General features: G+C 61.5%; 9 protein-coding genes and 1 tRNA gene. 9 read left to right on the plus strand and 1 reads right to left on the minus strand.

What is annotated here, in order from left to right:
* The first annotated feature begins 97 nt into the window (after window positions 1-97).
* The 5 genes from HCR76_RS06330 to HCR76_RS06350 all read left to right on the plus strand — a co-directional run bounded on the left by HCR76_RS06330 (window position 98) and on the right by HCR76_RS06350 (window position 5,894).
* On the plus strand, window positions 98-1,252 hold the full coding sequence (locus tag HCR76_RS06330; protein ID WP_235933995.1) for a YlbL family protein: 1,155 nt from the start codon (window positions 98-100) through the stop codon (window positions 1,250-1,252).
* A gap of 79 nt (window positions 1,253-1,331) precedes the next feature.
* Window positions 1,332-4,235: a UPF0182 family membrane protein gene (locus HCR76_RS06335; RefSeq protein WP_166989244.1), complete on the plus strand. Its 2,904-nt coding sequence runs from the start codon at window positions 1,332-1,334 to the stop codon at window positions 4,233-4,235.
* Between the two features lie 133 nt (window positions 4,236-4,368).
* Window positions 4,369-4,445: transfer RNA gene (locus HCR76_RS06340), tRNA-Met, on the plus strand.
* A gap of 81 nt (window positions 4,446-4,526) precedes the next feature.
* A complete protein-coding gene (locus tag HCR76_RS06345) occupies window positions 4,527-5,030 on the plus strand; it encodes a mycothiol transferase (protein WP_166989246.1) in 504 nt (167 codons plus the stop codon).
* Between the two features lie 42 nt (window positions 5,031-5,072).
* Window positions 5,073-5,894: a carbon-nitrogen hydrolase family protein gene (locus HCR76_RS06350; RefSeq protein ID WP_166989248.1), complete on the plus strand. Its 822-nt coding sequence runs from the start codon at window positions 5,073-5,075 to the stop codon at window positions 5,892-5,894.
* Between the two features lie 15 nt (window positions 5,895-5,909).
* On the opposite strand, the gene HCR76_RS06355 is transcribed toward HCR76_RS06350, so the two are convergent.
* Window positions 5,910-7,106 (minus strand): aminotransferase class I/II-fold pyridoxal phosphate-dependent enzyme, encoded by a 1,197-nt coding sequence (locus HCR76_RS06355; protein ID WP_166989250.1) that lies wholly within the window; start codon window positions 7,104-7,106, stop codon window positions 5,910-5,912.
* 223 nt (window positions 7,107-7,329) lie between these two features.
* On the opposite strand from HCR76_RS06355, the gene HCR76_RS06360 reads away from it, so the two are divergent.
* From HCR76_RS06360 to HCR76_RS06375, 4 genes are all read left to right on the plus strand, one after another.
* Window positions 7,330-8,943: a S1C family serine protease gene (locus HCR76_RS06360; RefSeq protein WP_166989252.1), complete on the plus strand. Its 1,614-nt coding sequence runs from the start codon at window positions 7,330-7,332 to the stop codon at window positions 8,941-8,943.
* A gap of 102 nt (window positions 8,944-9,045) precedes the next feature.
* On the plus strand, window positions 9,046-10,134 hold the full coding sequence (locus tag HCR76_RS06365; RefSeq protein WP_166989254.1) for a glycosyltransferase family 2 protein: 1,089 nt from the start codon (window positions 9,046-9,048) through the stop codon (window positions 10,132-10,134).
* Window positions 10,118-10,933 (plus strand): CDP-alcohol phosphatidyltransferase family protein, encoded by an 816-nt coding sequence (locus HCR76_RS06370; RefSeq protein ID WP_166989256.1) that lies wholly within the window; start codon window positions 10,118-10,120, stop codon window positions 10,931-10,933. Before HCR76_RS06365 ends, HCR76_RS06370 begins: the two co-directional genes overlap by 17 nt.
* Window positions 10,920-11,804: a glycosyltransferase family 2 protein gene (locus HCR76_RS06375; RefSeq protein ID WP_166989258.1), complete on the plus strand. Its 885-nt coding sequence runs from the start codon at window positions 10,920-10,922 to the stop codon at window positions 11,802-11,804. The genes HCR76_RS06370 and HCR76_RS06375 overlap by 14 nt, the downstream gene beginning before the upstream one ends.
* Window positions 11,805-11,825: the final 21 nt, after the last annotated feature.

Here is an 11,825-nt window from a genome sequence, read left to right on the forward strand (position 1 = left end):
TGTTGTCGCTCTACGCTAGTGCCTGAAGCTTGAGGTTAGTCGTGGTCGCCGGTGGTATTCGTCCGCCCGTCGCGAACATCTTCGGAAAGGGACCCGCGTGACGCTGCAAGGCGACGATCAGATCGGCGCAGACGGCACCGACGCGCCCGCTGTCGAACCCCAGCAGCCGGAACCGCCTCGCTCAAGGGCCTCGGTCATCGGCTGGTGCAGTCTCGCCGTGTCGTTCGTGATTCTCGGGGTTCTCGCGCTCTCCCCATCGCCGTACGTCATTCAGCAGCCCGGCCCCGTTTTCAATGTGCTCGGCGAGACCGAGCTCGACGATGAACCGGAACCGCTCATCTCGATCAGCGGAACCGAGACCCATGACGTGGGAAAGACTCTCGACATGCTCACGGTGAGTGTTGTCGGCAACCCCGAGCAGTCCCCGAACTGGTTCCAGATCGCCACTGCATGGTTTAGCCCGAGTGAAGCCGTCGTACCCATGTCGCTGTACTTCCCAGACGGCACAACCGCCGAAGAGCGCGACGCCCAGTCGCAGGTCATGATGGTGAACTCACAACAGGATGCCGTCGCCGCTGCTCTCACAGAACTCGACGTCGATTTCACGTCATCACTCATCGTCGGCGGTGTCGTCGAACATGCGCCGGCAGACGGCGTTCTGAAAGTCGGAGATGAAATCATTGAGGCCGGCGGAACTGCCGTCACGGACGTCTCGGGTCTGCAAGACGTCATCGCTGAGCACGGGGCCGATCAACCGCTCACTCTGATCGTCGTCCGCGATGGCGAGAAGTTCGACGTCGACATCACTCCGACCGAGGTCGAGTACTCCGATGGGGCAACGGGTGTCGTCATCGGCGTTCAGACCACCGAGACGTACGAATTTCCCTTCGACGTATCCATCAAGCTCAATGACGTCGGGGGTCCGAGTGCCGGCATGATGTTCGCGCTCGGCATCATCGACAAGCTCACACCGGGCCCATTGCCCGGAGACGCATCCGTCGCGGGCACAGGAACGATCGATGCCGAGGGACAGGTCGGCCCGATCGGTGGAATTCGGCAGAAACTGTACGCCGCCCGAGATGCTGGCGCCGAGTATTTTCTCGCCCCAGCCGACAACTGCGATGAAGTCGTCGGCCATGTACCCGACGGGCTCACGGTGTTCAAAGTCGCCACGCTCGAAGATTCGCTCGCTGTGCTGAAATCGGTGCGTGACGGCGACTCGACCGCGTCATTGCCGATGTGTTCGCCGTGAGCATCTGCCGTGCACAGGCAAAGCATGGCGTTTGTCCGTAGGATTGACAGTTAAACCCCGACACTGAAAAGGCCAATCGATGTCATCTGCCACGGCACGTTCCTCGAATGCCGGTCGAAAGAAGCGCGCACCGCTCGCCATCACACTCGTCTCCGTTGGTGTGCTTGTTGTGCTGTTCTTCATATTCGCGAATTTCTACTCAGACTTCCTCTGGTTCCAGCAGTTGGGTTACACCCAGGTGCTCACAACGCAGTGGGTCGCCACGATCGTCATGTTCTTCATTGGGTTCGTTGCGATGGCGGTTCCCGTGTGGGGAGCTCTGCAGCTGGCGTATCGGCTGCGGCCCGTCTACGCGAAACTGAATTCGCAGCTCGACCGCTACCAGGAGCTCATCGAGCCGCTTCGTCGACTCGGCATGTGGGGCATCCCCGTGCTGCTCGGCCTGTTCGCCGGCTTCTCGGCTGCGACGAACTGGGAGACCGTGCTCATGTGGCTCAACGCCACGCCCACGGGCCAGACCGACCCGCAGTTTGGACTCGACGTGTCGTTCTACCTCTTCCAGCTGCCGTTCTTCCGTGAGGTTCTCGCGTTTGCCTCGGCGGTTGTGCTTCTCGCGCTGATCTGCTCGGCAGCGGTTACCTTCCTCTACGGCTCGATCCAGCTTGTCGGGCGCGAGCTGCGCATCTCAAAGGCTGCGCGCATTCAGATCGCCGTGCTCGCCGGTGTCTACCTGCTCATTCAGGCTGTCAGCGTGTGGGTCGATCAGTACCTCACGCTCACTGAGACAGGCAGCCTCATCACTGGTGCCAGCTACACCGACGTCAACGCAACAATTCCAACCCGCGCGATTCTCGCGGGCATCTCGGTCTTCGTAGCGATCCTGTTCTTCGTCACCGCGTTCATCGGGCGCTGGCGTCTTCCGGTCGTCGGCACGGCGCTGCTGCTCGTCTCGGCCCTTCTCATCGGCACCGCTTACCCGTGGGTGGTGCAGCGCTTCCAGGTAGAGCCGAACGAACGGGCTCTCGAGCAGCCGTATATCGAGCGCAACATCGACATGACCCGAGACGCTTTCGGCGTCTCGGATGTCAAGGAGGTGGACTACGATGCGACAACGGATGCTGAGCCTGGCGCTCTGCGGTCGGACGCTGAGACGACAGCATCCATTCGCATTATCGATCCCGATCTGATCAGCGCCACTGTCACGCAGCTCGAGCGCTTCAAGACCTACTACCAGTTCTCGCCCGAGCTTGACGTTGACCGCTACACGATTGACGGCAAGGTGCAGGATGCTGTTGTCGCTGTACGCGAGATGAACCAGGGCGGGGTGAAAGAGGACCTCAGCTGGGTGAACAGCTCGCTCGTCTACACGCACGGCTACGGCCTTGTCGCCGCATACGGCAATCAGCGCTCCAGCGACGGAGAGCCCGTGTTCATGCAGTCGGGCATTCCCTCGACCGGTGTTCTGGGTGACTTCGAGCCGCGGGTGTACTTCGGCGAGAATTCGCCGACATACTCCGTCGTCGGTGGCCCCAAGGGGGGCAGTGACGTTGAGCTTGACTACCCGTCGGGCGAATCGGGAGAAACGTACACGACGTTCACCGGCGACGCCGGGCCGAAACTTGACAACATCTTCAACAAGCTGGTGTACGCCCTCAAGTTCCAGTCAGAGCAGATCTTCCTCTCTGACAACGTGAACCCCGAGTCGCAGATTCTGTACGACCGTAGTCCGCGCGAACGAGTGCAGAAAGTCGCACCGTATTTGACGCTCGACTCGGACACGTACCCCAGCGTTGTCGACGGACGCATCGTCTGGATCATCGACGGATACACAACGTCGAACTCTTTCCCGTACTCGAAGACAACAAGCCTAAGCTCAGCAATATCGAACGAAGACGGAAACCAGTCGTTCCTACTCGACGACATCAACTACATGCGCAACTCCGTGAAGGCGACTGTCGACGCGTATGACGGTTCGGTGACGTTGTACTCGTGGGATGACAAGGACCCGATCCTGCAGACATGGCAGAAGATTTTCCCCTCGACGGTCAAGCCGATGTCTGAGATGGGAGGCGACCTGCTGTCGCACGTGCGGTACCCGGAAGATCTCTTCAAGGTGCAGCGTGATGTGCTTCAGCGCTATCACGTGACCGACCCGAACAAGTGGTACTCGGACTCCGATCTGTGGAAGACGCCAGCAGATCCGCAGGCGAAGGAGGGCAGCAGCACTCTTCAGCCTCCGTACTACCTGTCCATGCAGATGCCGGGCGAGGACCACCCGTCGTACTCGCTGTACACCAGCTTCATCCCTGGTGGTGGTGGTGCCTCGAGCGTGCTAGCCGGCTACCTCTCGGCGAACTCGAACGCGGGCAGCAAAGCGGGAACCGTAGCAGACAGCTACGGAACGCTGACACTGCTGAGACTGCCGAAGGACACGACTGTGCCGGGTCCGGGTCAGGTGCAGAACTCGTTCAACTCCGACACCGCTGTATCGAACCTGATCAACATTCTGAAACAGGGGCAGACGGAAGTGCTGAACGGCAACCTCCTGACCCTCCCCGTTGGCGGTGGTCTGCTCTACGTTCAGCCGGTCTACGTGAAGTCGACGGGTGAGACGAGCTATCCGCTGCTGCAGAAGGTGCTGGTCGCATTCGGTGACAAGATCGCCTTCGAAGACACGCTCGACGAGGCGCTCGACAAGCTGTTCGGCGGTGACTCCGGTGCCGAGGCTGGCGACCAGGCGGCCGCAGACGGTGATGACGATTCGCAGGCTCCGCCCGAGAACCCAGATAGCGGAGACGGCGATTCGGGCTCCGAGACGCCCGATGTGCCGTCGTCTGACCTGGCCGACGTACTCGCCGACGCTCAGCAGGCGATGGAAGACAAGAAGGCAGCTATGGAAGCCGGAGACTGGGCGGCGTACGGAGAGGCGGACAAACGCCTTAACGAGGCCATCCAAAAGGCTCTTGAGTTGATCAACGGCTAAACACTGATGCCGCATGGATGCTGCCGGTCGACGCTCTGCGCCGACCGGCAGCATCCATTTAACTGATCTCGCTCAGCTCGAGTCGCCTCGATTTGGGGGAGTCGCAAGGCTCTGGTAGAGTAATTTCTTGTGCCGCGGGGTGGAGCAGTTCGGTAGCTCGCTGGGCTCATAACCCAGAGGTCGTAGGTTCAAATCCTGCCCCCGCAACCAGAAACCCCCGGAATCATCACGATTCCGGGGGTTCTTTCTTTGTCGGCCTCTGGCCAGCGAGACGGGTGTACCGTAGCGGGCATGAACGCACGCGACATTCTTATTGAAGCAGCGAATCGACCGCGCCAAGCAGCAGAACGTTTGCGTTCGAAACTTGGACCCGACGTGTTGAACGGGCATCCTGGCGGCCACGATAATTCTGTCGCGTGGCTTCTCTGGCATACCGGACGCGAAATCGATGTTCAGCTCGCAGCACTCATCAGCGCCGACGAGGTGTGGAGCACGCGCGACTATGCGCAGAAGACGGGATTGGGAAGCGCTGGCGACGAGGTGGGCTTCGGGCACACGCCAGACGAGGCACGGGCCATTCGCGTCAACGACGCTGAGGTGCTCTATGAGTATCTTTCCGAGACGACAGACGCTCTGATCGCTTACCTGCGCACGCTCAGCGACGACGACCTCGGCGAGGTGATCGATGACAGTTGGAACCCGCCGGTGACCAGGGGAGTGCGGATCGTCAGCATCATCGACGATGCCGCGCAGCACATCGGCCAGGCTGGCTATGCTGCTGGTGCGCTCGCCTGACAATCACTACCGACTCGGGCAAACGAACCATATGCTGACGGTATGACACTGCATGAACCGATTGGCGTTGCCGTCGCCCAGTTTGCGCCGACGCCCGACATCGACGCGAACCTGGCGACGATCCGCTCGTTCTCGATCCGCGCGGCGGAGCGCGGAGCATCCGTCATCGTGTTTCCCGAGTATTCGAGTTACTTCGTGAATCCGATGGACGATTCGTTCGCGCGGCACGCTCAGGGCCTCGATGGTCCGTTCGTGCGATCGCTTGAGGCACTTGCGAGCGAGCTCAGTGTGCACATCGTCGCTGGACTTGTCGAGACGACGGATGATCCGCGCCGGTTCTCGAACACAGCAGTTGCGGTTGGCCCCGAAGAAGAGACCGTGGCGGTGTATCGCAAGCAGCACCTGTACGACGCCTTCGGGCAGAAGGAGAGCGACTGGGTCGTTGCCGGAGAGCTCGACGAGCCGCAGACGTTCGAAGCCGGTGGCCTGTGCTTCGGCCTGCAAACGTGCTATGACCTTCGCTTTCCCGAGGTCACTCGCCGCATCGTGGATGCCGGAGCCGAGGTCGTGCTCGTGCCCGCAGAGTGGGTGCGTGGTCCCCTCAAGGAGCACCACTGGCGTACGCTTCTCACGGCGCGCGCGATCGAGAACACCGTGTACGTTGCGGGTGCCGACCATCCGCCCTCGATCGGAGCGGGCAACAGTATGGTGGTCGACCCGTCCGGTGTGCCGCTTGCGACTCTCGGTACGCAGTCAGACGTCGTTGTCGCGTTCGTCTCGCGGGCTGTGCTCACCGAGACACGTGCCGTCAATCCATCGCTGCAGCTGCGCCGCTACGGAATCGTGGCACGCGCCCGTGACTGAGTGGAGCGACGTCGGTCAGCGCCGGAGCCCGGCAAGCTGCGTGACTGCCTGCTCTAATACTTCTGTGCGCTTGCAGAATGCAAATCTCACGAGAGAACTGTAGTCGCTCGCGTGCTGCGGCATGACGAATGCGGAGATCGGCACGGCGATCACGCCAGCGCGTTCGGGAAGAACACGGCAGAATTCCACAGCGTCGTCGAAGCCGAGAGCTGCGGCATCGGCGACGGTGAAATACGTTCCAGCAGAGTCGGCGACGTCGAACCCCGCAGCTCTCAGTCCGTCGTTCAGAAGACGACGTTTACGGTCGAGATCGGGGCCCAGCTCGTGGAAGAACCGATCATTGCTTCGCAGCCCCGCAGCGATGGCAGGCTGCAAAGGGGCACCATTCGAGTACGTCAGATATTGCTTGACAGTGAGAATTGCGTCGACGAGATCTGAGGATGCTGTCAGCCACCCGATCTTCCATCCCGTCGTGTTGAACGTCTTACCGCCAGATGAGATCGTTACGGTGCGGCCCTCTGCTCCAGGCATCGTCGCAATGGGGGTGTGGCGTACGCCGAAGGTGAGATGCTCATAAACCTCATCTGTGACGATTGTCGCTCCGTGTTTCTCAGCGAGCCGCACGATGAGCTCACGTGTCGCTGCGCTGAACACCGTTCCGGTCGGGTTGTGCGGGTCGTTCACGAGAATGATTCGGGTCTTATCGGTGACCGCGCGTTCGAGCAGATCGAGGTCCGGCTCGAAGTGAGGCCAGGGGAGCGGAACCGTGGTGTGCACACCGCCGGCCAACGAGATCAGAGCTCCGTAGGCGTCGTAATACGGCTCGAAGGTGAGCACCTCGTCCCCAGGTTCGATCAACGCGAGGATCGTCGCGGCAAGTGCCTCCGTCGCTCCGGCCGTCGCGAGCACCTCTGTCTCAGGGGCGACGTCAAGCCCGTAGAACCTCTTCTGATGCTCGCTCACCGCGCTCCGCAGCTCGAGAGTTCCTCTGCCGGGTGGGTACTGGTTAGTCCCCGCCGCAATCGCCGCACGCGCAGCCTCCAGCACATGCGCCGGGCCAATCTCATCGGGAAAGCCCTGACCCAGGTTGATCGCCCCCGTGCGAGCCGCGAGTGCAGTCATCTCGGCGAATATCGTTTCTGTCATCGAACCGTCTGGCGCCAGGAGACCGGCCCCCGCCGCCGCCTTTCGCCATCCACCATGATCACGCATGCACCTAGGCTATCCGCAGCGGCGCACAGCTGCTGATCGTTCGACCCTCGCCAATCTCGGCACATCGGCAGGCTTCTTTCGGAGAATGGTCAGTCGCCTGCATTAGCCTGCAGATAGCACCCTCACAGAAGGGTCGCAGTTTTAACATAGCTCCGTCATAGGCGCAGCACGCGGGATCGATAGCTTCGAGTCGCACACTGGTGATGTCTGGAAGGAACTCAGTATGAACGACAACGATTCCAACACCCCAACGCCCCCCGAATCCGGAGATGCCGGGCGCGAGCAGGGCACCCCACGTGAGCAGAACACGCCTCAGCACGAGGTGCACAATGGGCATAACGAGGCGGCCTTCGATCCGAGCCTGGCTGGCGACTCCGCCGATTCAGATCGGCTCCCTCCGAAGCCTGAGCTTCCTCACACGTGGTCAGCCCCTTCGTCGGCATACGACTCTGCGCAACCGCAGCATCCGGGTGCAGCCAACGCTAACGCGTTTGGAATGCCTCAGCAGCAGTACGGTCAGCCGATCTATACCGGCTACCCCAGCGCTCCAGCGCCCCATCACGGTGCTGCACAACATGGCGCGCCCCCGACGGCCAGCATGCCGGGCCAGCCGAACCCCGGCGCGCCGCAGAAGCCCGCTAAGACGAAGAAGAAGACGGGCACTCGGATGCTCGTTGCCGGTCTCGTGATCGGTGCACTCGTCGGTGGCGCATCCGGTGCGGGAACTTTCTCGATCATCGATAGCGCTCAGCAGGGCAACGAGGTGACGAACTCGTCCCCGAACTCGTCAGTGACGATCAACAACAACAAAGAAGTCACCGAGACGACGGCGATCGCAGCAAAGGCAGCACCGAGCGTCGTGACGATTTCTGTTCGCGGCACGAAGGCGGCGGGAAGCGGCTCCGGCATCGTCTTGAGTAAAGACGGGTACGTTCTGACAAATAATCACGTCGTCACGCTTGACGGGGAGTCGGCAGACGCCGACATTCAGGTGACAGACGATGCGGGCAACATCTACACGGCATCGGTTGTCGGCACCGATCCTGTGTACGACCTCGCCGTGATCAAGCTCAAGGATGCGTCAGACATGACGCCAATGACGTTCGGCGACTCATCGAACGTGAATGTCGGCGACACCGCTGTTGCGATCGGCGCTCCTCTAGGTCTCAGCGGCACGGTCACCGATGGAATCGTGAGCTCGCTCAACCGAAGCATCACGGTAGCGTCCTCTGCGGTTCCCGAAGACCCAGATAACGGATCTGACAAGGATGCTCCCTTCGAGTTTGGTCTCCCAGACCAGAAAGACGGCTCCTCAAACGGAGGGTATATCTCACTCGCTGTCATCCAGACCGACGCAGCAATCAATCCCGGTAACTCAGGCGGAGCTCTCGTCGACGACAGTGGTGAGCTGATCGGCGTGAACGTCGCGATCGCGAGCGCTGGGTCAAGTTCTGAGGGTGGCTCTCAGTCGGGAAGCATCGGCGTCGGATTCGCGATTCCGTCCAACGTCGCGAAGCGCATCGCCGATGAGATCATCGATACCGGAACCGCAACGCACGGACTGCTCGGTGCCGCTGTCACGAACGCTGCGAGCGACCCGAACGCGTCGGTAGCTGGTGCACTCGTGAAAGACATCACAGCAGGTGGAGCCGCCGATGAAGCGGGTCTCCGAGCGGGCGATGTCGTTACCAAGTACGGTGACATCGCGATCACGAGCGATTCCGATCTCGTCGCGCAGGTCAAGGCAAGCGCGGCGGGTAGCGACGTCGTGCTTACGTACGTGAGAAACGGGAAGACATATACGGCGGATGCCACGCTGGGGCAACTGCCTGAATAGCATTCGAGTCGCATGCGCCCGTGCCGTCAGAGCACGGGCGCTTGCGTTGTCTCTGAGCCGCTGCTGATAAGCTCATCCCCGGCCCAACATCGAGTGGAGAACATGGGAACATCAGCGTCAGAGGTGCCCACGTCGGGCACTCTGCCTGGCGTGTCGTACGTCATGCCTGTGCTGAACGACGTGACCCATGTACGTGCCGCCGTCGACAGTCTGCTCGGACAAGATTACGAGGGGCCGTTCGACGTAGCGATCGCTGTCGGTCCGTCCATTGACGGAACCAACGAGCTCGTCGAGGCGCTGTCGCGAGCGGATTCACGCGTACGCGTGATCGACAACCCCGTCGGGTCGACGCCGGCAGGGCTCAACATCGCCATTCGGGCAACCGAGCACCCCATCATCGTGCGCGTCGACGCTCATTCTGTGCTTCCCTCCGACTACACGCGTATCGCGGTCGAGGCAATCACTCGTACTGGCGCGGGCAACGTCGGCGGCATCATGGATGCGAGAGGGACGACGCCTTTCGAGGAGGCCGTCGCCGCAGCGTACGGTTCGCGCGTGGGACTTGGCGGAACCCCTCATCACGTGGGCGGAAAAGAGGGGCCGGCTGACACCGTGTACCTCGGCGTCTTCCGGCGCGATGCATTGACACAGGTCGGGCTCTTTGACGAGCGCATCAAACGCGGCCAGGATTGGGAGCTCAACCGACGCATCCGCCAGGGCGGGCACATTGTCTGGTTCACTCCTGAGCTTCGGGTCGTGTACCGCCCGCGACCGTCGTTGTCTCGTCTGGCGAGGCAGTTCTTCTCGACGGGAATGTGGCGCGGCGAACTCAGCCGGCGTTTTCCCGTGCGCAACACACTGAGATACTTTGTGCCTCCGCTCATGGTGATCGGCGTTGCTCTGGGCACAGTGGTCGGACTTGTCGGCATCGCGCAGGCGATCATGGGTGCCGCACCGTGGCTTGTCCTCGCCTTCGCCATTCCTGCCGTGTATGTGCTCACCGTGCTCGGCGCGGCACTTACTCTGCCGGGCGTTCGGAGCGCAGCAGTGCGGTGCTGGCTGATTATCGTGCTTCCGTGCATACACTTTTGTTGGGGAGTGGGATTCATCCCTGGCTTCCTCCTGCTCGCCAGCAACATTGCCGCCCAGAAGTACGAGAAGGGTCAAAACACCCGTGTCGCTCCCGAATGACGAACGCCCCCGTCGTCCTCGGACGATCGCCGAGCTGCGCGCCGTAGCGCAGCCGGACGAGGTCCGTTCACGCAAGAATGCCGAGCACTGGACGGCGGCGCTGTACTTGCGCGATCTTTCGCCGTACGTCACCTGGCTTCTGCTGCGCACATCGATCAGCGCGAACGGAGTCACGGGCCTGATGATCCTCAGCGGCTGGGCCGTTGCGGCATCCCTTCTCATTCCGGGCTTTGGCGGAGCGGCTCTCGCTCTCGTACTGTGCCAAGTTCAGATGCTCATCGACTGCTGCGATGGTGAGGTTGCCCGATGGCGCAAGACCTCGTCGCCTGCTGGCGCGTTTCTGGATGCTGTCGGTCACTACTCCACGGAAGCCCTGATTCCGCTCGCACTCGCCATTCGAGCAGCGGGGTACCCTTTCACGCCCGATGGCGACTATCTCTGGACAACGCTCGGTTTGGCGCTGGCGCTCGTGCTCGTTCTGAACAAGGCGCTCAACGATATGGTGCGTGTGGCCCGAGCGAACTTCGGGGCACCCAAGCTCACTTACTCGGACGCCGAGATGGCGCCCACAAGCGGTCTTCTCGCGAAGCTGCGTCGACTGGCCAGAGTGATTCCGCTCCACCGCATCTTCCACTCCGTCGAGATGACCATGGTGATCTTTGCCGCCGCAGTCGTCGGCCTCTTCATTGGGGATCAGATTGCCATGCGTGGCGTGTTGGTCATCCTGCTCGTCGTTGCGGTGCTCACGCTCGTTGGACACTTCATCGCAATCATGACGTCTCAACGTGTCCGCGCCTGAGCGGGGCGGGCCATCAGTCGGCGTTGTTGTGCTCACGCAAGGCACACGACCAGTCGAACTGACAGCCGGCATACAATCGGTTCAGGCTCAGAAGGGTGTTACGTGCGACATCGTCGTCGTCGGTAACGGCTGGCAGCCCACAGGACTGCCGGGGGGAGCCCGTGGCCTCGGACTTGCCGAGAACATCGGAATTCCCGCTGGGCGCAATCGTGGGGCGGCATCAGTGTCGGGGGAGTACATCTTCTTTCTTGACGACGATGCAACGTTGCCGAGCGAGACATTCCTGCGTGACGCGATCGCCATCTTCAGGGCCCATCCCGATATCGGACTCATACAGCCTCGGTTGGAAGACGCCGTCGACGGACGCGCGCCGCGGCGGTGGATCCCTCGCATCCTGAAGGGCGAGCGCACGCACTCGAGCAACGTCTTCTCATGCCTCGAAGCAGTCATCGTGATGCCACGAGTGGTCTTCGACGAGTGTGGGGGATGGGGCGACGAGTACTTCTACGCTCACGAGGGCATCGAGCTCGCGTGGCGCGTATGGAATACCGACAGGCGCGCCTGGTACGCCGGTAATCTTGTGGCGAATCACCCCTTCGTCCACCCGACACGTCATAACGACTATTACCGCCTCAATGCGCGTAATCGGGTGTGGCTCGCACGGAGAAATCTGCCGCTGATCCTGCAGCCCGTCTACGTCTTTGCGTGGACAGGAATCACCCTGCTTCGCTGGTGGCGCAGCCCCGATGTGCTCTCAACATGGTTTGGTGGATGGCGGGAAGGTTGGACGAAGAATCCAGGACCGCGCTCGACAATGCGCTGGCGCACAGTCTTTCGCATGGCCCGAGCAGGAAGGCCACCGGTCATCTGATGCGCTCCAAGCAAACTGTTA

The organism is Paramicrobacterium chengjingii (assembly GCF_011751765.2).
Classification (GTDB): domain Bacteria; phylum Actinomycetota; class Actinomycetes; order Actinomycetales; family Microbacteriaceae; genus Paramicrobacterium; species Paramicrobacterium chengjingii.